The sequence below is a fragment of the Rhodoblastus acidophilus genome, from assembly GCF_009720655.1.
GTDB lineage: Bacteria > Pseudomonadota > Alphaproteobacteria > Rhizobiales > Beijerinckiaceae > Rhodoblastus > Rhodoblastus acidophilus_A.
In genome coordinates, this window is record NZ_WNKS01000005.1 from 151,624 (window position 1) to 171,052 (window position 19,429).

The 19,429-nt window shown below is 65.8% G+C and carries 22 protein-coding genes; 8 read left to right on the forward strand and 14 right to left on the reverse strand.

The features are described 5' to 3' along the window. The first annotated feature begins 32 nt into the window (after positions 1–32). Entirely contained in the window at positions 33–434 is a 402-nt protein-coding gene (locus GJ654_RS08260; protein WP_155445677.1) for a hypothetical protein, read from the forward strand. 115 nt (positions 435–549) lie between these two features. After that, positions 550–1,764, forward strand: a complete 1,215-nt coding sequence (locus GJ654_RS08265) for an LL-diaminopimelate aminotransferase (RefSeq protein WP_155445678.1) — start codon at positions 550–552, stop codon at positions 1,762–1,764. Between the two features lie 220 nt (positions 1,765–1,984). Here GJ654_RS08265 and argC read toward each other — a convergent pair whose 3' ends face one another. Together argC and GJ654_RS08275 are read right to left on the reverse strand one after the other, a co-directional pair. After that, positions 1,985–2,905: an N-acetyl-gamma-glutamyl-phosphate reductase gene (gene argC / locus GJ654_RS08270; protein WP_155445679.1), complete on the reverse strand. Its 921-nt coding sequence runs from the start codon at positions 2,903–2,905 to the stop codon at positions 1,985–1,987. Then, on the reverse strand, positions 2,905–3,099 hold the full coding sequence (locus tag GJ654_RS08275; protein ID WP_155445680.1) for a hypothetical protein: 195 nt from the start codon (positions 3,097–3,099) through the stop codon (positions 2,905–2,907). The genes argC and GJ654_RS08275 overlap by 1 nt, the downstream gene beginning before the upstream one ends. Before the next feature lie 69 nt (positions 3,100–3,168). Here GJ654_RS08275 and GJ654_RS08280 point away from each other — a divergent pair, with 69 nt between their 5' ends. Continuing rightward, on the forward strand, positions 3,169–3,405 hold the full coding sequence (locus tag GJ654_RS08280) for an FmdB family zinc ribbon protein (RefSeq protein ID WP_155445681.1): 237 nt from the start codon (positions 3,169–3,171) through the stop codon (positions 3,403–3,405). Positions 3,406–3,454: 49 nt separating this feature from the next. Continuing rightward, on the forward strand, positions 3,455–5,251 hold the full coding sequence (locus GJ654_RS08285) for an alkaline phosphatase family protein (RefSeq protein ID WP_155445682.1): 1,797 nt from the start codon (positions 3,455–3,457) through the stop codon (positions 5,249–5,251). Between the two features lie 25 nt (positions 5,252–5,276). On the opposite strand, the gene GJ654_RS08290 is transcribed toward GJ654_RS08285, so the two are convergent. The 3 genes from GJ654_RS08290 to GJ654_RS08300 all read right to left on the reverse strand — a co-directional run bounded on the left by GJ654_RS08290 (position 5,277) and on the right by GJ654_RS08300 (position 7,611). After that, positions 5,277–5,861 carry an acyloxyacyl hydrolase gene (locus GJ654_RS08290; RefSeq protein ID WP_155445683.1) on the reverse strand — a complete coding sequence of 195 codons (585 nt, stop codon included), beginning with the start codon at positions 5,859–5,861 and terminating at the stop codon, positions 5,277–5,279. A gap of 121 nt (positions 5,862–5,982) precedes the next feature. Continuing rightward, the gene (locus GJ654_RS08295) at positions 5,983–6,273 is read right to left on the reverse strand and encodes a hypothetical protein (RefSeq protein ID WP_246664662.1); all 291 of its coding nucleotides are present in this window, start codon (positions 6,271–6,273) and stop codon (positions 5,983–5,985) included. A 99-nt stretch (positions 6,274–6,372) separates the two neighbouring features. Continuing rightward, a complete protein-coding gene (locus GJ654_RS08300) occupies positions 6,373–7,611 on the reverse strand; it encodes a TCR/Tet family MFS transporter (RefSeq protein WP_155445684.1) in 1,239 nt (412 codons plus the stop codon). Positions 7,612–7,963: 352 nt separating this feature from the next. Between GJ654_RS08300 and GJ654_RS21430 the strand changes: the two genes are divergently transcribed. Further along, a complete protein-coding gene (locus GJ654_RS21430) occupies positions 7,964–9,364 on the forward strand; it encodes a peptidoglycan DD-metalloendopeptidase family protein (protein ID WP_155445685.1) in 1,401 nt (466 codons plus the stop codon). On the opposite strand, the gene murI is transcribed toward GJ654_RS21430, so the two are convergent. Together murI and GJ654_RS08315 are read right to left on the reverse strand one after the other, a co-directional pair. After that, positions 9,348–10,169, reverse strand: a complete 822-nt coding sequence (murI, locus tag GJ654_RS08310) for a glutamate racemase (RefSeq protein WP_155445686.1) — start codon at positions 10,167–10,169, stop codon at positions 9,348–9,350. The genes GJ654_RS21430 and murI overlap by 17 nt on opposite strands. 8 nt (positions 10,170–10,177) lie before the next feature. Further along, the gene (locus GJ654_RS08315; RefSeq protein WP_155445687.1) at positions 10,178–10,855 is read right to left on the reverse strand and encodes an HAD hydrolase-like protein; all 678 of its coding nucleotides are present in this window, start codon (positions 10,853–10,855) and stop codon (positions 10,178–10,180) included. A gap of 285 nt (positions 10,856–11,140) precedes the next feature. Between GJ654_RS08315 and rpsD the strand changes: the two genes are divergently transcribed. Next, the gene (gene rpsD, locus GJ654_RS08320) at positions 11,141–11,758 is read left to right on the forward strand and encodes a 30S ribosomal protein S4 (RefSeq protein ID WP_155445688.1); all 618 of its coding nucleotides are present in this window, start codon (positions 11,141–11,143) and stop codon (positions 11,756–11,758) included. 164 nt (positions 11,759–11,922) lie between these two features. Beyond that, entirely contained in the window at positions 11,923–12,090 is a 168-nt protein-coding gene (locus GJ654_RS08325) for a hypothetical protein (RefSeq protein WP_155445689.1), read from the forward strand. Between the two features lie 118 nt (positions 12,091–12,208). On the opposite strand, the gene GJ654_RS08330 is transcribed toward GJ654_RS08325, so the two are convergent. The 7 genes from GJ654_RS08330 to surE all read right to left on the reverse strand — a co-directional run bounded on the left by GJ654_RS08330 (position 12,209) and on the right by surE (position 18,615). Further along, a complete protein-coding gene (locus tag GJ654_RS08330) occupies positions 12,209–12,766 on the reverse strand; it encodes an RBBP9/YdeN family alpha/beta hydrolase (RefSeq protein WP_155445690.1) in 558 nt (185 codons plus the stop codon). 56 nt (positions 12,767–12,822) lie between these two features. After that, positions 12,823–13,674 (reverse strand): pantoate--beta-alanine ligase, encoded by an 852-nt coding sequence (panC, locus tag GJ654_RS08335; RefSeq protein WP_155445691.1) that lies wholly within the window; start codon positions 13,672–13,674, stop codon positions 12,823–12,825. Continuing rightward, entirely contained in the window at positions 13,671–14,156 is a 486-nt protein-coding gene (locus GJ654_RS08340; RefSeq protein WP_155445692.1) for a gamma-glutamylcyclotransferase family protein, read from the reverse strand. Before GJ654_RS08340 ends, panC begins: the two co-directional genes overlap by 4 nt. A 47-nt stretch (positions 14,157–14,203) precedes the next feature. After that, a complete protein-coding gene (locus GJ654_RS08345) occupies positions 14,204–15,097 on the reverse strand; it encodes a DUF4339 domain-containing protein (protein WP_155445693.1) in 894 nt (297 codons plus the stop codon). 152 nt (positions 15,098–15,249) lie between these two features. Then, a complete protein-coding gene (locus GJ654_RS08350; RefSeq protein ID WP_155445694.1) occupies positions 15,250–16,920 on the reverse strand; it encodes a LysM peptidoglycan-binding domain-containing M23 family metallopeptidase in 1,671 nt (556 codons plus the stop codon). 252 nt (positions 16,921–17,172) lie between these two features. After that, entirely contained in the window at positions 17,173–17,862 is a 690-nt protein-coding gene (locus tag GJ654_RS08355) for a protein-L-isoaspartate O-methyltransferase family protein (protein ID WP_155445695.1), read from the reverse strand. Then, positions 17,863–18,615, reverse strand: coding sequence for a 5'/3'-nucleotidase SurE (surE, locus tag GJ654_RS08360; protein ID WP_155445696.1), 753 nt, complete (start codon positions 18,613–18,615; stop codon positions 17,863–17,865). Positions 18,616–19,104: 489 nt separating this feature from the next. Between surE and GJ654_RS08365 the strand changes: the two genes are divergently transcribed. Beyond that, positions 19,105–19,347: a hypothetical protein gene (locus tag GJ654_RS08365; RefSeq protein WP_155445697.1), complete on the forward strand. Its 243-nt coding sequence runs from the start codon at positions 19,105–19,107 to the stop codon at positions 19,345–19,347. Positions 19,348–19,429 lie beyond the last annotated feature (82 nt).

A 19,429-nucleotide genomic window follows, 5' to 3' on the forward strand; every position in this document is an offset into this window, starting at 1 on the left:
GTTATACCGCACGCAGAGAAAACCAAGATCCCATGCCGGATTTTTTCGCTTCCTCGCGGCTTTTACGCCGCCCCGCCCGAACCGCCACACTCCTGATCACGCTGCTGGCGGCGGGCTCGGCTTCGGCCTGGGCGGAGGAGACCAACCCGCTGCGCGCGGTCACCAACGCCATCGGCCTCACGGCGCCGACCAGCGATCGCCCCGATTTCATCCGCCAAAGCCGTCCGGACGAAGAGAAGATGGATTTTGTTCCCTTCCTCGCCCCGGAGAAAAAGCGCATCCCCGTCAAGACGCCGGCGCAGGCCGCCGCCGACGACGCCGATCTGGTCGCGGCCAAGAACCAGGCGCAGGCGCGGCTGAAGAAACTGCAATCCGAGTCCGTCGAGCAACTGGCGCCCGCGCCCAAGCCGCCGGCGGTCCAGGACAAATTCTGACGCGATTCCGGCCAAAAAGCGCCTGACACCGGTCAATCCCGGTGCTAACAGCATCTTCTACGGTCCCGAAGACAGATTTCCGACCGGGCCGGGCCAAAGCATAAGGACGAGATTGATGAGCGATTTTTATCGCGTGCGGCGCCTGCCGCCCTATGTGTTCGAACAGGTCAATCGTCTCAAGGCCAAAGCCCGCGCCGCCGGCGCCGACATCATCGACCTCGGCATGGGCAATCCGGACCTGCCCGCGCCCAAGCATGTCGTCGACAAGCTGGTGGAGACGGCGGGCAAGCCGCGCACCGACCGCTATTCCGCGTCAAAGGGCATCGCCGGCCTGCGCCGCGCGCAAGCCGGCTATTACGAGCGCCGCTTTGGCGTCAAGCTCAACCCCGACACCGAAGTCGTGGCGACGCTCGGCTCCAAGGAAGGTTTCGCCAATATGGCGCAGGCCATCACCGCGCCCGGTGATGTCGTGCTCGCGCCGAATCCGTCCTATCCGATCCACGCCTTCGGCTTCCTGATGGCGGGCGGCGTGATCCGCTCGGTGCCGATCGAGCCGGACGAAAACTATTTTCGCGCCGCCGAGCGCGCCATCCAGCATTCCATCCCAAAACCGATCGCGCTGGTGGTGTGCTATCCGTCCAACCCGACGGCCATGGTGGCTTCGCTCGATTTTTACCGCGACCTCGTCACTTTCGCGAAAAAGCACGACATCTACATCCTCTCGGACATCGCCTATGCCGAGGTCTATTTCGACGACGAACCGCCGCCGTCGGTGCTCCAGGTGCCCGGCGCCAAGGACATCTGCGTCGAATTCTCCTCCATGTCGAAAACCTTTTCGATGGCGGGCTGGCGCGTCGGCTTCGCCGTCGGCAACGAGCGCCTGCTCAGCGCGCTTGGTCGGGTGAAGTCGTATCTGGACTATGGCGCGTTCACGCCGATCCAGGTGGCGGCCACCGCCGCGCTCAACGGTCCCGACGACTGCATCAAGGAAATGCGCGCGATCTACAAGAAGCGCCGCGACGTCATGGTCGAAAGTTTTGCCCAGGCCGGCTGGCATATTCCGGCGCCGCGCGCCTCGATGTTCGCCTGGGTGCCGGTGCCGGAGAAATACCGGCCGCTCGGCAGCCTCGAATTCTCGAAACTTCTGATCGAGAAGGCGGATGTCGCGGTGGCGCCCGGCGTCGGCTTCGGCGAGCACGGCGACGATTACGTGCGCCTCGCCCTGGTCGAGAACGAGCAGCGCATCCGCCAGGCGGCGCGCGGCATCCGCCGTTTTTTCGAGGGTGAGGACACGTTACACAACGTCATCCCCGCCCAGGCGCGCGCCTAATTTTTGCGCCCCCGTGCGAAAATGCGCGGGGGCGTTTTTTCCGGGCGCGCTGCCGAAACAGTCCCGTTCCGATGGCCATGGTTCGAGACGGCTGCTTCGCAGCCTCCTCACCATGAGGGAATTTCTCTATATAGGACAATAGAGTAGCCATCACCTTGAGGAGCCCGCCTTGGCGGGCGTCTCGAAGGACGCGGGCCGTCCACGGGTTTCCCGCCGCCCGCTAGAGCCCGAGCATCAGCTCCAGATTCTGCACGGCGGCGCCGGACGCGCCCTTGCCGAGATTGTCGAGTTTCGCCACCACCACCGCTTGGCGATGGGCCTCATTGGCGTAGACGCGGATTTCCAGATCGTTGGTGTTGTTCAGCGCCTGCGGCTCCAGCTTGCCGCCGGGCTCCGGCGCCATGACCCGCACATATTTTGCGCCCGCGTAATGGCTTTGCAGCGCCGCTTCGAGGTCGGCGGCGGTCGGCTTGCCCGGCAGAGACTCCAGCGCCAGCGGCAGGCTCACCAGCATGCCCTGGCGGAAATTGCCCACCGACGGCACGAACAGAGGGCGCGCGGCCAACCGGCCATAGGCCATGATCTCCGGAATATGCTTGTGCTCCAGCCCGAGCGCATAAAGCTCGAACGGCGCGGCCTGCCCGGCTTCGTAAGCCGCGATCATCGCCTTGCCGCCGCCGGAATAGCCGGACACCGCATGGATCGCGCAAGTCGCGTCCACCGCAACCAGGCCGGCGTCGACAAGCGGCCGCAGCATGGCGATGGCGCCGGTGGCGTAGCAACCGGGATTGCCGACTCGTGACGCCGCCTTGATCGCGTCCGCCTGCCCGGCGCAAAGCTCGGGAAAACCGTAGGTCCAGCCCGGCGCGACCCGATGCGCGGTCGAAGCGTCGAGAATTTTGGGCGCCTTGTCTCCAAGCGTGTCGGCGAGCGCCACGCTCTCTTTCGCGGCGTCATCGGGCAGGCAGAGCACGACCAGATCGACGTTTTCGAAAATCCCGGCCTTGGCCGCGGGGTTTTTCCGATCGTCCGCCGAGATCGAAACCAGCGCGACATCGGCGCGTCCGTCCAGCCGCTCGCGAATCTGCAACCCGGTGGTGCCGGCTTCGCCATCGATGAAAATTCTTTTCGGGGCGGTCATCAGGGTTCCTCTATGTCCAGGCCGTCATGCCCGCGCTTGTCGCGGGCATCCACGCCCATCAGCTTGCGCGGCGGCCCGGCGTCATGACTGGGACAATCCCGGTCATGACGCGGAAAGATTGCGCGCCTATAACAAAAAGGCGTCTTGTTCGCCTGCCCTTTCTTCGCAACGGCGGACTTTTCGAGGCGGACCATGGGCCACGGCTCTGGCCCAAATTTTGCTTATTCTTTAGGCAAGCGATCTGGCAAAACCCGAGGACCGAAATGCCGCTGTATTCCTTTCACTGCTCCGCCTGCGACGCCGAATCCGAACTGTTGATGCGGTCCGACGAAGCCGCGATCTGCCCGGCTTGCGGCAGCGACAAGATGGAGCGCCTGCCCTCGTGGGTCGCGCCCGACCTGAAGATGGAAAAGATTCGCAAGGCCGGGCGCGCCCAGGCCGCCGCAGCCGGCGATCTCTCGAACTTCAGCAAGAAGGAACGGGCCACCTTCAAGAAGTGACGTAAATCCTTCACGTTAAGGCGAATACAATCGGCGCGTGGAGATCCCCATGCGCCGATATGTTTTCGTCCTCGCCCTGCTGTTCGCCCCGCCGGCCATCGCGCAGCAGAAAGCCAAGAATGTCCTGCTGTTCGTCGCCGACGGCCTGCGGCCCGGCATCGTCAACGAAGCGACCGCGCCGACAATGGCGGCCCTGAGCGCGCGCGGCGTGCGCTTCGCCAACAGCCATGCGCTGTTTCCGACGTTCACGACCGCCAACGCCGCCGCCCTCGCCACCGGCCATTTCGCCGGCGACCACGGCGATTTTTCCAACACGATTTTCACCGGCAAGCCGATCTTCCTGCCGCACTTCGGACCAACCGTAACGCCCTTCCTTGAATCCGACCGGGTCCTGGGCGATGTCGACGCCAATTTCGGCGGCGATTACCTGAACGAGGAAACCATCCTCCACGCCGCGCGCGAAAAAGGCTTTGGGACCGCCGCCATCGGCAAGCTCGGCCCCACCCTGATCCAGGATCATCTGGCCCGCGACGGCAAGTCCACCATCGTCATCGACGACAGCACCGGCCACGCGGGGCCAGACGATGACACGGGCGTTCCCCTGCCCGCCGAAATCCAGCAAAAGCTGGAGGAGAAGGGCCTCGCCATCGCCCGGCCGCGCGCCATGCCCAATGTCGCGCAGCAGGCCGATTTCGTCCGCGCCGCGACCGAAGTCGTGCTGCCCTGGTTCAAGCGGCGCGGCCAGACGTTTGTGATGGTGTTCTGGTCGCGCGATCCCGATGGAACCCAGCACACCCAGACGGACTCGCCGGAAAAACTCGTTCCGGGGATCAACGGTCCGTCCTCGCTCGCCGCGATCCGCAACGCCGACGACAATCTCGCCGCGCTGCTCGCCGCCTTGAAAGATCAAGGTCTTGACGGCGACACCGATGTGATCGTCACCTCGGACCACGGATTTTCCACCATTTCGAAGGAAAGCGCGACCAGCTGGGCCGCCACGCAAAGCTACGAAAAGGTTCCCGCCGGGCAGTTGCCTCCGGGGTTTGTGGCGCTCGACCTCGCCCACGCCCTGTCGCTGCCGCTGTTCGACCCGGACAAGGGCAACGCGCCGCTCAAGCCGGGGGCGACGCCCAGCCGGGGCAATGGCCTGCTCGGCGACGACCCCGCCGATCCCGACATCGTCGTCGCCGGCAATGGCGGCTCCGACCTGATCTATCTTCCAAAGGCGAAGGATCCCGCCGCCGCCAACGCGCTCGCGCGCAAGATCGAAATGATCCTGTCGGCGCAGGATTATGTCAGCGGCGTCTTCGCCAGCGACGACCTTGGGCCCGTCCCGGGCGCGCTGAAATTCTCCGAAATCGGCCTGAAGGGCGCGGCGGTCACCCCCGTCCCGGCCCTCGTCGTCAATTTTCGCAGTTTTTCGACCGGATGCGACGACCCCACGGCCTGCGGCGTCCAGGTGGCGGACACCAGCCTGCGCCAGGGCCAGGGCATGCACGGCTCCTTCTCGCGCGCGGACACACGCAATTTCATGGCCGCCGCCGGTCCCAGTTTTCGAACCGCCCATGTGGATTTCGCGCCTGCCAGCAATGCGGACATCGGCATGACCATCGCCCGGCTGCTCGATCTGGACATTTCGCGGAAAGGCGGACTCGTGGGCCGGGTTCTGACGGAGGCCATGCCCAACGGCGCCGAACCCGCATCCACGCGCGGCGCCACATCGTCGACGCCCGACGCGCACGGCCACGTCACGACGTTGCGTTTCCAGCAGGTCGGTCCGACGCGCTATTTCGACGCCGCCGGCTATCCCGGCCGCACGCTCGGCCTGCCCGGACCTTCCGAATAAAAAAGCCGCCTCGCGGCGGCTTCGATCATGATCCGGGGAACCAGGCGTCCAGCGGGAAACGGTAATAAATGGAGATGATGTCGGCGCCCGGGTTCGGCTTGTTGTAAACCTTTTCGGCGAGCTGCGCGTTGGACAAATGGCTGATCGCGACGCCGAAGCGCGAACGATCGGAAAATTCGTACGACAGTTCAATCTGTGTGCGAAATTCGAGCGGATAGTTCAGCCGTTTGCCATCCCCGGGCATGAATACGCCCGGTTCGAATTTCGGCGTGAAATGGAGCGGGCCGTAATTCACGTCATAGGCGATGCCGGCGCCAATCCAGGTTCCCGCGGCGGAGGTGACCTCGATGCCGGCGGTCGGATGCAGGCGACCGTAGACTTCCGGCGTCGGCAGGAAATTGTAGCCGCCGTGGACCTCGAAACGCATGTCGGTCGCCGGATAATGCGGACGGTTATAGTCAACCTTGAAGAAAGCGATGCGCGGATCGAGAAAGGTCTCGTCGAAGAAGCCGAGGCCGACGCCGAGAAGGGTCGGATCTCCGGCAAGGGCTGGCGCCGACGTCACCGCAAGCAGACTGCCGACCGCGAGACACGCGTTGCGAATCTGCATAATCCACCATTCCCCTACTCCGTCCCGAGGTATCCCGGAATCAGATGGTTAGACCATAGCGAGACGCGCCCTGCGCCACAATAACAATTGTGCAACAGGGCGCCGCAAACACAATTGGGAGTCAGCGCGAGGGAGCGGGTGCGGGCTGGTTGTAGCCGGGCGGGTTGTACCCGGGGCGATTGTAGCCGCCGCCCTGCTGTTGCTGCTGCTGCTGCTGCAGGCGCTTCTGCTTGTAATAGTGCCGCGCCGCGATGCAGCCCGCGAGCGCGCCCGACCAGGTGTGTTTGACCGCGTGGCCCGCGACGCCGCCGGCGATGGCGCCGCGGATGCAGCCCTTGGCCTCCGCCTGTGTCGCGAGGCCAACGGACGCCGCAAGCGACAAGGCGATCGCGGCGACGAAACCTTTGTTCATGCCAATCCCCTGGGGTTCAACGCGATGATTTTCGCGCCGGACTCATATGGACGCGCGGAGATTTTTTTGCGACGGCCAAGCAGAGCCGAACGCCAAATTTTACGGCGCCGCCGCCGTCACGTCCTTCATGGCGCCACGCCGCGCCATGGCCACGACCACCAGGAAGCTGAACGAGAGCAGCAGGGCGGACAGGCCAAAGGCCATGCCGGGCATCTGGCCCTTGGCGATCTCGAAGGCGAGCAATTGGGTGAAGGTGATCGGCCCGATCATGCCCGACACCCCGCGCAGACTCGATACCGCGCCCTGCAATGTCCCCTGCTCGGAGACGCTGACGAAGCGGGTGGCCATCGACTGCATGGCCGGCGCCGCAAGGCTCCACAGGGCGATCAGCGGGATTGCGGCAAGGAAGGCCCATCCGACCGGCGCGACGGCGAATCCGATGAAGCCGGCGACGCCGAACAGCAGGCCCGCGACCGCCGATGGGGTTTCGCCGAATCTCTTCACCGCGTGGCGCACCAGGCCGCCGGCGACGATGGTCTGGAAAATGCCCACCCCGGCCAGCGCCAGGCCCGTCTCCGCCGGGGTCCAGTGATAGCGGTAATCGGTGTAGAGGACGAACAGGCTCGGCAGCGATTCATGCGCCAGCAGCGACAGGAAGATGGCGCCGACAATCAGCGCCAGTCCGGAATCGCGGCCAATGAATTTCAGCGAGCCCAGCACGTTGGCGCTGCGCCAGACGAATTTTTTCGTACGATTTTCAGGGGCGAGCGACTCGGGCAGGACGAAATAGCCATAGACGGCGTTGGCGAGGCTGAAGCCCGCCGCGGCCCAGAAGGGCAGCCGCAGGTCGATGCCGCCGAGCCAGCCGCCGATGGCCGGGCCCAGGGTGAAGCCCACGCCGAACACAGCGCCGAGCAGGCCGAATTTTGCCGCGCGCTTTTCTGGCGGGGTGATGTCGGCGATATAAGCTTGCGCGGTGGAGAAGCTGGCGGCGGCGGCGCCAGAGGCGAGGCGGCCGATGAACAGCCAGGTCAGGCTCGGGGCCAGCGCCATCACCAGATAATCGATGCCGAGGCCGATGTTGGAGAGCAGGACCACCGGGCGGCGGCCGAAGCGGTCGGACAGGGCGCCGAGAACCGGCTGGCACATGAACTGCGCCATCGCCCAGGCGATGCCGAAATAGCCGACCCAGCGCGACGCCGCGGAAAAGTCGCCATCACGGAAGGAAACGATCAATTTCGGCAGGACCGGGACAATGATGCCAAGAGCGATCACGTCAAGCGCGGCCGTGATGAAGATGAAAATGAACGCGGCCTTGCCGGGCTTGTAGGACTGCATCACCAACGTCTCCCAACTTTCAGTCCTGTAACGCTTCATTGACACGTCATGCAAATGAAATCTTGCGCTCTCGCCCGTGAGTCGCACCCGCGCGGCGGAACAAGCCGCGGGACCTTGCATTTCCGCAGCGAGGGGGCGGGGGATAAGGGTCTGGACCGACGCGGCGCGCCTGCTGCCGGCGCCCGGCTGGACGCTCGGCCCCCTCGCCTGGGCCTGTCCCGGCAACGTCGGCGCACCCCTCCGATCCGTCTCGCGAGGAAGAGCCGGGAGCGCGGCATTTTCAAAAAGTTAACCACGTCCGCATAGACTCCCTCAACCATATCCGGCAACAGACCGGAGGAGACGGGTATCCATGCGTAAAGCTCCCACGGCGCACGATCCGCATCTTTTCGCCATCAGCCTCGCCTTTCGCGCCTTCCGCCGCGATTTCACCCTCGCGCCGCATTGGGCCTATCTCGTCTTCGGCGTCGTTCCCATGGTGTGCGCCGCCCTGCTCGGCGCCGCGCTCTATCTGGTGTTTCGCGACGACATGCTGACCTCGCTGATGCGCCGCCAGGCGCAGATGCAATTCGCCTATGAGGACCGCATCGCCGCCCTGCGCGACCAGATCGACCAGATGGCGACGCGCCAACTCGCCAATCAGGACACGGTCGAGGGCAAGGTGGCCGAACTCGCGGTGCGCCAGGCGCGGCTGGAATCGCGCTCGGCGCTGGTCAGCGCGCTGGCGGCGAAAATCGCGCCCGGCGACGGGTTGACCGCCATCGATCGCGCCGCGCCTACCTCGTCTTCTTCGCGCGCCGCCAACCCGCCGGCGCCCGCCTATGCCGCGCCGCCCCGATCCATCGAGCCAAAGCCGGCGCCGGCGCTCACAAAACCCGCGCCCGAAGGGTTTGACCTGCGCCGTGGCGGGGACACGACGCCCGTTCCCGAAGACGTGTCCGACGCCAGCGACGCGCTGTCGCCGCAGGATCGCCTGCGCGCCCTCGCCAGCAATGTCGAGCGCATCGAGCGCAGGCAGGCGGCGACGCTCGAGCAGTTGCGCGGCCCCGCCACGGCGCGCGCGGAAAACCTGCGTCAGGCGTTCACGGAAGCCGGACTGCCGGTGGAGCGCCTGCTGCGCCGTGGGGCTTCGGTCAAGCCGGCGGCTGGCGGCGAGGCCGTGGGCGGTCCGTTCGAGCCGGCGGCAAGAGCCGACGCGGTCGGCGGCCATTACGTCGCAAGAGCCGACGCCGTCGGCGGCGCTTACGTCACGACGGAACGCGCGTTCGAACGCGCCTTCGGCGACGTCAACCGCGCCGTCGCGCTGATGGACGGCTTGCGCCGCGCCCTGCCCTTCGCGCCATTGCGCCAGCCTCTGCCTGGCCCGCTCGACGTCACCTCGACCTTCGGCTATCGCACGGACCCGTTCCTGGGACGCCCCGCGCTGCACTCGGGAATGGATTTGCGCGCCCCCTACGGCGATCCGGTGCGCGCCACGGCGAGCGGGCGCGTCACCGCGGCCGAAAGCTCCGGCGGCTACGGCAATATGGTGGAGGTGGATCACGGCGCCGGTCTCGCCACCCGCTACGGCCACCTTTCGCAGATCGAGGTGAGCGAGGGCGAATGGGTGGAGGCGGGCGCGATCATCGGCCGCGTCGGCTCCACCGGACGCTCAACCGGCCCGCATCTTCATTATGAGGTGCGCGTCGACGGCGCCGCCGTCGACCCGTTTCGCTACCTCAAGGCCGGGCGGCTGCTCACGGCCGGGCTATAGCTTCTTCCGCACGAGCGCGCGCGGGCAAAAATTTTTGCAGCGCCGCCCTCAGCTTTTCGTCGGGCTGCGCGCCGCTTGTATAGCGAAACGAGAAGGCGCCCTGTCCCTCGGAGCGCCTGTCGCGCAGAACCTGGTCGGCGCGGCGCGCGATCGCCGGGGCGGGGTCGATCCAATGCACCGGCCAGGGCGCCAGCCGCACGAATTTTTCCTTCAGCAAGGGATAATGGGTGCAGGCCAGCACCACGCAATCGGTGCGCCGCTCGCCGTCGGCGACGAAGCAGGGCGCGATTTCCGCCGCGACCTCCGCCTCGTCAAGCTGTTCGCCGTGCATGAAAACTTCGGCGAGGCTGGCGAGCTTTTTCGCGCCCACCAGCGTAACGTCGCAATGGCCGGCGAATTTTTCGACGAGGTCGCGGGTGTAGTCGCGCGACACCGTGCCCGGCGTCGCGAGGATGGAGATCATCCGGGTCGCGGAAAATTCCGCCGCCGGTTTTATGGCGGGCACCGTGCCGACGAAGGGGATCGGCCATTTCGCCCGCAGATGCGGCAGCACCAGGGTTGACGCCGTGTTGCAGGCGATGACCACGCAATCCGGCTTTTCAGCGCTGATGAGCGTGTCCATGGCGTTCATGACCAGCGCGACCACGTCGTCTTCGGGGCGCGGGCCGTAGGGAAAGCCAAGATCGTCGGCGGCATAGACGAAATCGGCGTCCGGACGCTGTTTGATCAGGGCGCGCAAAACCGTCAGGCCGCCGAGGCCGGAATCGAACACCAGAATTTTCGCGCGAATCGGAACGGCGATCATGCCCCGCTTTAGCGCGATTTTTTTCCCGCGGCCAATTCGAGCGCCGAAAACACGGCCTCCGCGAGATCGCTCGGCTGATTCACCAGACCGTCGGCGCCCGCCGCTTCAAGCTCCTCGCGGGCGCCATAGCCCCAGAGCACGCCGAGGCTGCGCATGCTGTTGGCGCGGGCGCCGGCGATGTCGTAGCGGCGGTCGCCGACCATGATCGCGTCTTCGGGGCTTATCGTTTGCTCGGCGAGGATATGGGCGAGCAGGTCGGGCTTGTGGTCCAGCGCGCCGCCGGGGATCGAGCCGTAAACGCCGTCAAAAAATGCGGCGAGCTTGATGTTGTCGAGGATGCGCGCGGCGAAATCCCGCCGTTTCGACGTGGCGACGAACAGGCGCGCGCCCATGTCCGCAAGGCTTTTCAGCGCGTCGGGGATTCCGGGATAGGCTTCAGCGTCGTAGAGGCCGGTTTCGCCGTAATAGCGGCGATAGGCGGCCACGCCCTCTTCGACGCGGTCGTCGCCTCTCGCCCGCAAAAGGCTGGTGATCATCTCTTCGAGCGGCGGGCCGATGTAGCGCCGGATGTCCTGGGGTTCGCCGGCATGGCCCAAGGCGCGCAGAGTCGCTTCGCAACTGGCGATGATGCCCGGTTGGGAATCGATGAGGGTGCCGTCGAGGTCGAGGAGGATGGTGGGGCGCATGCGCGTTCATAGCTTTTCCCGCCGAATGCGTAAACGCTTGCCGCCTTGACGCCCCCTCCGCGCTCCTGTAGGAAGCCGTCTCTCCCCCGCTGGCCCCGGCCGGCGGGGAAGTTTTTCGCACCCGCGACCGTTCCCTTTGAGGTGAGCGATCTGTCGGCTTCCCCGGAAGCAGAGGAGGGCGCGATCTCCGCCGGCGTCCAAAACGCCGAACGCGAGGATCGCTTTCGACGCCGCGCCCCCACAGGAGCGCGCGAAAGGTCTTCGCGCACACATATCGAGGACCTTATGACCAAACGTTCGGAAGCCAAGTATAAAATCGACCGCCGCATGGGCCAGAACATCTGGGGCCGCCCGAAGAGCCCGGTCAACAAGCGCGAATACGGCCCCGGCCAGCACGGCCAGCGCCGCAAGGGCAAGCTGTCCGACTTCGGCACCCAGCTCAAGGCCAAGCAGAAGCTCAAGGGCTATTACGGCAACATTTCGGAAAAGCAGTTCCGCAAATATTATGCCGAAGCGATCCGCATGAAGGGCGACTCGGGCGACAACATGATCGGCCTGCTGGAGCGCCGCCTGGACGCCGTGGTCTATCGCGCCAAGTTCGTGCCGACCGTGTTCGCCGCGCGCCAGTTCGTCAACCATGGCCACGTCAAGGTCAACGGCCGCCGCGTCAACATCGCCTCCTATCTGGTGAAGGCCGGCGACGTGATCGAGGTGAAGGAATCCTCGCGCCAACTGGTGACCGTGCTGGAATCGGTGGCGCTGGCCGAGCGCGACGTGCCGGATTACTACGAAGTCGATCATTCCAAGATGACCGCCAAAATGACCCGCGTTCCGCTGCCGAGCGAAGTGCCCTATCCGGTGCTGATGGAGCCGAATCTGGTCATCGAATTCTATTCGCGCTGATTTTTTCGCCGCGACCGCGACCAAGACAAAGCCGCCCTTCGGGGCGGCTTTTTCATGCGCCACGCTGTTTTGATTCAAGTCATGGACTGAAAGATTGTCCTGCGACAGTCTTTCCTCCTCCAAGGGAGGCTAACACGTCCGGATTGGCTGCTTGGCTTTGAGGTATGGGCGGATTTGTTCTGGCCGGTATGCTTGTGGTCATCGTCCTGATGATCCCAAGCCTGCAAGGTGAGGTCTTACGCATCATTCCCATCGCGGCTGGCGTCGGCGACGTGCTCGGCATTCCCCTGGCCATGATTGCGGTCCGGTCCATCACTCGAAAAACGAGCTGACGGATCTGGCCACCCGCCGGCTAGCCGGTGGCAAGATACGCCGCGTCCCGGAGACATGGCGGACGAGAAATAGTCTCGCCCAAGCCAGAAGCTCAACGGGGCGCGGATGCGGTGACGGTCAGATTTTAGCGAAGAGCCCGGCCAGACGCATCAATCCCTCCGGCCAGGGACCGTGACCGCTCTCGGCGTTGATATGGCCGGCGTCGCCCGCGTCGGCCAGGTCCAGCGCCCAAACGTCAGCGAGCCGTTCGGCGAAAGCCCAATCGGCGAAAGGATCGCTGCGGCTGGCCACCAGCACGCCGGGAACTTGAAGCGCCGCTTGCGGCGCTTTTTCTTTGAACAGCGGGTCCACCGGCCGGTCGGCGAGGCCGGGGCTGTCGAGATTGGGCGGCGCCACCAGAAAAGCCGCCTTCACCTTGCCCCCGCCGTGCTCGGCGAGCGCGCTCGCCGCCGCCAGCGCCCCGAGGCTGTGGCCGATCAGCGCGACGGGCCGCGGCGCCGCCTCGATCTCCTGTAAAATCGTGCGGACCCAGGCGTCGCGCCGGGGCTGGTCCCAGTCCTCCTGCGGGACAACGCGCGCGGTGGAGAGTTTTTGGCCCCAGCGGGTCTGCCAATGGTCCGGCCCGGAGCCGCCGAGGCCGGGAATGATGAGAAGATCGAGATCGGAAATGCGCATGCGCTCTATTTAGCGCAAGCGAAGCCAAAGGGAAGCGGGCTGCGCCCGGCGCCGCTTCAGACCGCCAAATTGTCGATCAGCCGCGTCCTTCCCAGCCGGGCCGCGACCAGCAGCCGAATCGGCCCGTCCGCGAGCGCCGCCACGGGGGCGAGACTTTCGGCGTGACGCGCCTCGAAATAGTCGAGCGCGAAACCGCCCGCCCCGATTTTTTGGGCGGCGGCGGCGCAAAGCCCCGGGATGTCTTCGCCCGCGCGCATGGCCTTCGCGGTCTCTTGCAACACTTGCGACAGCAGAACGGCCTGCCGGCGTTCCTCCGCGCTCAGATAGACGTTGCGCGAGGACATGGCGAGACCGTCGGCTTCGCGCATGGTGGGAACGCCGAAGATTTGGGTGGGGATGTCGAGGTCCCGCGCCATCCGCCGGATGACGGCGAGCTGCTGAAAATCTTTTTCGCCGAAACAGGCGGCATCGGCCTGCGCCTGGTTGAGCAGTTTGGCGACGACTTGGGCGACGCCGGCGAAATGGTCCGGCCGGAACCGATCCTCCAGCCCCGCCAGCGCCGGTCCTCCAGGCGCGACCTTCGTGCAAAATCCCGGCGGATACATTTCCTCGGGCGGCGGCGCGAAACAGCCATCGACCCCGATCGAGGCGAGCTTGTCCACGTCCGCCGCAAAGGTGCGGGGATAGGCGCCGAAATCCTCGTTGGCGGCGAATTGCGTGGGATTGACGAAAATCGTGACGATGGCGCGGACAAAACCGTTTTCGCGAGCGAATTTCACCAGGGACAGGTGGCCAGCGTGCAGCGCCCCCATGGTGGGGATCAGCGCGATTTTGTCTCCCTGCCCGCGCCAAAGCGCCACGGCGGCGCGCATGTCGGCGACGGTGCGAAAAATCTGCGGCTGGCTCATAGCATCGACTCGTTCTTGATGGCGCGGAATTTGGGCGGCGGCTCCGCGGGGGCCGAAATTCCGCCACAGGCGCGTAAAAATTCGACATGCTCGCGCGGAAAACCATGCGCGACGGCGCTGGCGATTATTTTTTCCATGTAGTCGGCCGGCGCCCGGCCCAGGCTCGCCTCGGGGCGGCCGAGATAGACCAGCGCGCGAACCGCGCCGCCCTTGTCCCTGATCACCGGCAGGATCAGTTTTTCATAGGCCCCCTGGGCCACGCCCTCATAGCGGTCGAGCGCGGCGAGCGCGCCGAAACTCAGCTCCCACAGCACCCCGTAGGTGAGCGCCGCGGGATCGCGAACGAGAGTCGCAAAACCGTCCGGCAACAGGGCGAAGCGGAATTTGGGCAGCCGCGCCATGCCGAGCATTTTGGCGTGCGGGCAGCGCGCCGCCATGTCGGCGACGCACATATTGGAGCCATAGGCAAAGGTCAGAGGCATGGCGGTCGCAAGAGTTCAAAACTCCATGCCCCCGCCGCGCCGCCGCGTCAAGCCGCCACGCTCTGGCTCAAGGCCGGACTCTCGGTGTTGGGCGCCGCCAGCACCTGGGTGACGATCCAGTTGTAGTACCAGGCGAACAGCCAGGGGATCGGAATGATCAGGAAGGAGCCGAGCACCAGCACCAGCGTGCGCCACAGCAACTCCAGGCCCTCCCCGACGAACTCGAAGCGGTGGCTGCCCGCGATGTTGCTGCAAATCCAGCGCGCCTGATAGCGGATGACCCAGGCCCAGCCGATAATCGTCAGGACGGAAAGGCCGAGCAGCAGGCTCCAGCCGAGGAAGGCCCAGAATCCTCCCAAGAACGAGATGCGCAGCGCGCCATCCTCGCTGCGGACGGAGTCGACCAGCCAGCGCAGGATCAGGAAGGAGCAGCCGACCTGGATCAGCGAGCCGACCAGTTGCACCGTCGCGACATCGCCGCGCTCGGCCGCGTGGGGGTCGCCGGCGCCGTAAAGCGAGGGGATGAGCACGGACAAAGCGAGGCCGATGAACAGAATCGCCGGCCGGGCGAGGCCGCTCTCCAGCGCCAGGCGGGCGCCGTTCGGCAGGCTGACGCGGCTCATCAGCCAGCGGTAGAGCCACAGCGCCAGCCAGGGCGCGGGAATGACGAGGAGAAAGCCCAAACCCGCGACAAGACTGCGCCAGAACAGGTCCCAGACCGGAAAGTCCGCGCGCATCGCGGCGGCGGCGCCAGGCGACGGCGCCGACATGGCGGCGACGAGTTCGGGCACGTCGCGCGCCGCCCGGGGCGCGCCGCCCTCCGGCCAGACCAGACAATCCGGGGCGATTCGCCCGGAGCGGGCGACGACAAGCAATTCCTCGAAGGAGACGGGACCGTTCTGATGGCCCGCGCGATCCTTGAAATAATAGTTCCAGGACATGGAGAAACTCCAGCGTGACCGCGGCAGTCTGCGCCACGGCAGGGGAAAACGCCAGAGGCCGCGAGAAACCCGGAAACAGGAAACGGCGGGCCTTTCCTGGGACCCGCCGCTTCTTTCTTCCCGCTAGCCGTGTCTCGCGGTTAGGGAACTTTTTACAATCCCGCCAGGAAATTGGTGGGATCGACGGGCTTGTGGCCCTTGCGCAGCTCGAAGTGCAGCTGCGGCGAGGCGACGTTGCCGCTTTGGCCGGAGACCGCGATGACCTGACCGCGCTTGACCTTGTCGCCGCGCTTGACGTTCAGCGCGCTGTTGTTGGCGTAAACGCTGTCGAAGCCGTTGGGATGGTGGATCAGAACCAGATTGCCGTAGCCCTTCAGCTCGCTGCCGGCATAGGTGACCTCGCCGGCCTCCGCCGCCTTGACCGCCGTGCCTTCGGGCACCGCGATGTTGATGCCGTCATTGCCGCCGCCGCCATAGCCGCCGATCACCCGGCCGCGCGCCGGCCAGCGGAATTCCGGATTGGCGCTGTCGCCCTCGGGCGTGGTGCGCGCGGTGGGAACGTCCTCGGACGCCGGCGACTTCGGCTTGACGGATTCGGGCGCGGCTTCCGCGACCTTGGTCTTTTCAACCTTTTCGACCGCCGGCGCGGCTTGCGCCTGCTGCTGCGCCTTGGCCTGCGCCTTGGCGAGCTGTTCCGCCTTTTTCGCGTCGGCGGCGGTTTTCGCTTCGGCGACGGCCGCGTTCTTGGCCTCAGCGGCGGCTGTCTTTTTCGCCTCGGCGGCGGTCATTTTCTTTGCCTCAGCGGCGGTGATTTTCTTTGCCTCGGCAGCGGCCTGGACCTCCTGCGCCTTTTTCTTCTCGATGGTGGCGGCGGCCTCCTTGATCGCGGCGGCGCGGGCCTCGGCGATCTTCGCCTTGCGCTCGGCGACAGGATCGACCTTCGGCTTGGCGGGCGCGGCCGGCTTCGCGTCCTCTTCCTCCGCGGCGACGAGCGGTTGCGGGCCGGGCTTCATCACCATGCGGGGTTCGGGTTTTTTGGGCGCGGGCGCGGCCTGTTCGGCGTCGTCGCGCGGCCGGATCGGCTGCGCCTTGGCGAACTGCGGGGCCGGCGCCGCCTGGGGCGCGACCGGACGCGGCGCTTCGGCGCGCGCGTGGGCGCTGTAGACCGGGATCGTCAGGCGCGCTCCCGGCTGCACCTGCGCGGGCGAGCGATAGCCGTTCAGTTGCAGAAGGGTGTCGGTGGGCACGCCATAGCGGTTGGCGATCGCGGCGGCGGTCTCGCCCTGGGCGACCGTGACGGGTGCGCCCCCTTCGACCGACCAGCCGCCAACGCGGCCGGCGACGGCGCGAGGCGCAGGCGCGGCCACAGCTCTGACCGGCGCGGCTTGGATGGGCGCGGGCGCGGCCAGGACCGGCGCAGGCGCGGCCTGAATCGGCGCGGGCGCGGCGACTTGCGGCGGCGGCAGCGGCTGGCTGGTGATCGGCGCGACGGGAGCGGCGCGGCTCTGGAGCGGCAACGGCGCGACGGGGCGCGGCGCGGCGGAGCGGCGCAGGTCCGCGGCGGAATCGGTGCTCGGCGCGGGATCGTCGAAGGTGCGAAACGCTTCGGAGAAAAAGCCCTTGTTCTCGCCGGAGTCCGCGTATTTCGTCACTGGCGGCAGGGTCGAACCCGTCGGCGTTCGGTCATAGCGCGACGCGGAAGCCTTGAACGGATTGGACAAGGGATCATCGACCCGGGAGGAGTCGGCGCAGCCCGACAAGGCCAGGGCCGCAACGCCGGCCAGCAACAGGCCGAATTCTTTCCGCTTCAGCGCTTGCACCATGACTCAACTCACAAACCGAACATCAACACGTCGATTTAGAGCCATGTGGGTTAAAGGAGCGTTTAAGATGAATCGCTGTTCACCCTTTTTCGCTACGGCAGGGGGACAGACGTGCTTAACAAGGGCTTATACGGGTTCCGAACGATCCGTTCGGAACCCGTATTCCGCTCGCGCGGCAATCCGCCCCTCGCCTGGAGGATTTCCGCGCGATTTCGTTTTCGCGGATCGCGGAGCGATCTTGCGGAAACCGTATCAGACGTTGGCGAACAGGCCGCTCAGCAGAGTTTGCGCGCGGCAAGGCCCAAGCACGGTGGTTTCGATCCTGTCGCCGGCGGCGCGGCGGTAAAGCACCCGCTCCGTCCGCTCCCCATAAGCGCGGGCGGCGATGAGCGCCCCGCCCTCCCCCAAGGCGCCCAGAAGATGCGGCGGCGGGGTGTCGATGGCGGCGTGGACGATGATGCGGTCGAACAGGCCGAGCTCGGGCGAAATGTCATTGCCGTCGGCCCAGAGCGCCGCCACATTGGCGATCTTCAGCCGCTCCAGCCGCTCGCGGGCGGCGCGGGCCAGCGAATCGAAACATTCGAGCGTGACCACGCGGTTCGCCAGCCCCGACAGCACCGCCGCCGACCAGCCCGAGCCCGTCCCGACCTCCAGCACGCGCATATGCGGGGCGACGCCGAGCGCCGCCAGCGCCAGCGCCATCTCGGAGGGGCTTTCGATGGTCTGGCCGCAGGGCAGCGGCAAAGCGATGTCGCGCAGCGCCCGTTCGACCTGGGCCGCGCCGACAAAATTTTCGCGCGGCGCGTTCTCCATGGCGCGCAGAAGGTTGAGATCGTTAAAACCTTTTGAGCGCAGGCTCAGGAGCAGGCGCGCCGCCGCGAGTTTTTGCAATTCCACCCGCGCCAGGGCGGCGGCCGAGGGGAATGGCGGCTGATAGGCCATTCAGCCGAAGACGCTGGCGAAATGGGCCAGTCCCGGCTCGTCGGTGAGGTCGAGGCGCAGCGGCGTGACGGAAATGCGGTTCTGCGCCACGGCTTCGAGGTCCGTGCCCTCCCCCGCGATAAAGCGCGGGCGCTCGAAGGCGATCCAGTAATAGGGATTGCCGCGCCCGTCGTGGCGGGCGTCGATCTTCATCAATTCCTGCTCGCGCCGCCCCTGGCGGGTGAGGCTCACGCCCTGCACCTCGTCGGGCGGACAGGCGGGGAAATTGAGGTTGACGAGAACGCCCGGCGGAAAGCCGTGCGCCACGATCTTTTCGATCAGCCCGGCGGCGTGGGCCTCCGCGCATTCCCAAAAGGAATTCTCGCCCGCATAGCATTGCGACAGGGCGATGGAAGGGAAGCCCAGCAGCGTGCCCTCCATGGCGCCGGCGATGGTGCCGGAATAGGTGACGTCCTCGGCGACATTTTGGCCGCGATTGACGCCGGACAGGATGAGGTCGGGCGGGTTGTCCAGCATGATTTTGCGCACGCCCATGATGATGCAGTCGGTGGGCGTGCCTTTGACGGCGAAATGATTGCCAGAAATTTTGCGCAGGCGCAGCGGATCGGACAGGGAGAGCGAATGCGCGACGCCGGACTGGTCGCTTTCCGGGGCGACGACGACGACCTCGTCGGCGAGGTTTTGGGCGATCCGCTCCAGCACGCCGAGGCCGGGGGCATGGATGCCGTCGTCATTGGTGATGAGAATGCGCATGCTTTTGGCGCCCACGATTCGGATGAGAAAGATTGCGGGGGTTATAGCGTTTATCAACGGCGCGGACAGCCCCGGTGAGCGGAGGCAACGCCGCGTCATTGGCGTCGCCGTCCGAACTGCGCGTTCGTTCCAAGAGCCCAGAGCCTTTTCGAGCGAAGTGGATGCCGGTTCGCGTGAAGAAAATGCGTCAATACAAAAAGTTGGAGCCCGTTCGGTGAACGGGCTCTGGACCTGAAAATTGGCGAACCTTGAACTGATCGCCGCGCAACAGCGTTTTGGGTGAGCGCGCGGCGACCGGCGCGCCCATCGGAAACCGAAGCCGTTGCGCAACAGCAACAGCGCTTAGTCCTGCAGTATTTGGCCGAAAGGTGAGTCCTCATGCCGACAACCATCACGCAATCCTATCCCTCGGAAATACAGGCCCGCGAGGCCGCAGCCGCCCTCAGGAAAACGTTCAGAGACGATCTCGTCAAAATGGAAAGAAAATCCATGGGAAAAGCGACTGTGACCGTCGAAGCGGAACCGGACAAGGCGATGACGGCGATCCGCATCCTCAACGAACCCGGCGCGGCCACGAATTCGAACCCAACCAGCCTGCTTTACGACCCCGCGCCCTTGTCCAGACTTCTTCGACTCCCAGTTCTGTCGAACAGAACGCCTCGCGTAACCCTGATCGACGAACCGGCGCCCTTGTCCAAACTCCTGGGCCTGCCGACAATTCTCAAGAACTAACCGTCTCGACGCGCATCAGTGACCGACCAGGCTCCTTCGTTACGGAATTTTTGTCGGCGCGCCCGCCGACCGCTGCCCCTCG

Bases quoted from the DNA above. Each gene is read 5' to 3' on its own strand.
- argC (WP_155445679.1), bottom strand. From the start codon at position 2,905: ATGACCGCCCCGAAAAGAATTTTCATCGATGGCGAAGCCGGCACCACC.
- GJ654_RS08265 (WP_155445678.1), top strand. From the start codon at position 550: ATGAGCGATTTTTATCGCGTGCGGCGCCTGCCGCCCTATGTGTTCGAA.
- GJ654_RS08275 (WP_155445680.1), bottom strand. From the start codon at position 3,099: ATGGTCCGCCTCGAAAAGTCCGCCGTTGCGAAGAAAGGGCAGGCGAAC.
- rpsD (WP_155445688.1), top strand. From the start codon at position 11,141: ATGACCAAACGTTCGGAAGCCAAGTATAAAATCGACCGCCGCATGGGC.
- GJ654_RS21430 (WP_155445685.1), top strand. From the start codon at position 7,964: ATGCGTAAAGCTCCCACGGCGCACGATCCGCATCTTTTCGCCATCAGC.
- GJ654_RS08295 (WP_246664662.1), bottom strand. From the start codon at position 6,273: ATGAACAAAGGTTTCGTCGCCGCGATCGCCTTGTCGCTTGCGGCGTCC.
- GJ654_RS08315 (WP_155445687.1), bottom strand. From the start codon at position 10,855: ATGCGCCCCACCATCCTCCTCGACCTCGACGGCACCCTCATCGATTCC.
- GJ654_RS08330 (WP_155445690.1), bottom strand. From the start codon at position 12,766: ATGCGCATTTCCGATCTCGATCTTCTCATCATTCCCGGCCTCGGCGGC.
- GJ654_RS08355 (WP_155445695.1), bottom strand. From the start codon at position 17,862: ATGGCCTATCAGCCGCCATTCCCCTCGGCCGCCGCCCTGGCGCGGGTG.
- GJ654_RS08340 (WP_155445692.1), bottom strand. From the start codon at position 14,156: ATGCCTCTGACCTTTGCCTATGGCTCCAATATGTGCGTCGCCGACATG.
- GJ654_RS08290 (WP_155445683.1), bottom strand. From the start codon at position 5,861: ATGCAGATTCGCAACGCGTGTCTCGCGGTCGGCAGTCTGCTTGCGGTG.
- GJ654_RS08285 (WP_155445682.1), top strand. From the start codon at position 3,455: ATGCGCCGATATGTTTTCGTCCTCGCCCTGCTGTTCGCCCCGCCGGCC.
- GJ654_RS08280 (WP_155445681.1), top strand. From the start codon at position 3,169: ATGCCGCTGTATTCCTTTCACTGCTCCGCCTGCGACGCCGAATCCGAA.
- GJ654_RS08350 (WP_155445694.1), bottom strand. From the start codon at position 16,920: ATGGTGCAAGCGCTGAAGCGGAAAGAATTCGGCCTGTTGCTGGCCGGC.
- GJ654_RS08365 (WP_155445697.1), top strand. From the start codon at position 19,105: ATGGGAAAAGCGACTGTGACCGTCGAAGCGGAACCGGACAAGGCGATG.
- GJ654_RS08300 (WP_155445684.1), bottom strand. From the start codon at position 7,611: ATGCAGTCCTACAAGCCCGGCAAGGCCGCGTTCATTTTCATCTTCATC.
- GJ654_RS08325 (WP_155445689.1), top strand. From the start codon at position 11,923: ATGGGCGGATTTGTTCTGGCCGGTATGCTTGTGGTCATCGTCCTGATG.
- GJ654_RS08260 (WP_155445677.1), top strand. From the start codon at position 33: ATGCCGGATTTTTTCGCTTCCTCGCGGCTTTTACGCCGCCCCGCCCGA.
- surE (WP_155445696.1), bottom strand. From the start codon at position 18,615: ATGCGCATTCTCATCACCAATGACGACGGCATCCATGCCCCCGGCCTC.
- GJ654_RS08345 (WP_155445693.1), bottom strand. From the start codon at position 15,097: ATGTCCTGGAACTATTATTTCAAGGATCGCGCGGGCCATCAGAACGGT.
- murI (WP_155445686.1), bottom strand. From the start codon at position 10,169: ATGATCGCCGTTCCGATTCGCGCGAAAATTCTGGTGTTCGATTCCGGC.
- panC (WP_155445691.1), bottom strand. From the start codon at position 13,674: ATGAGCCAGCCGCAGATTTTTCGCACCGTCGCCGACATGCGCGCCGCC.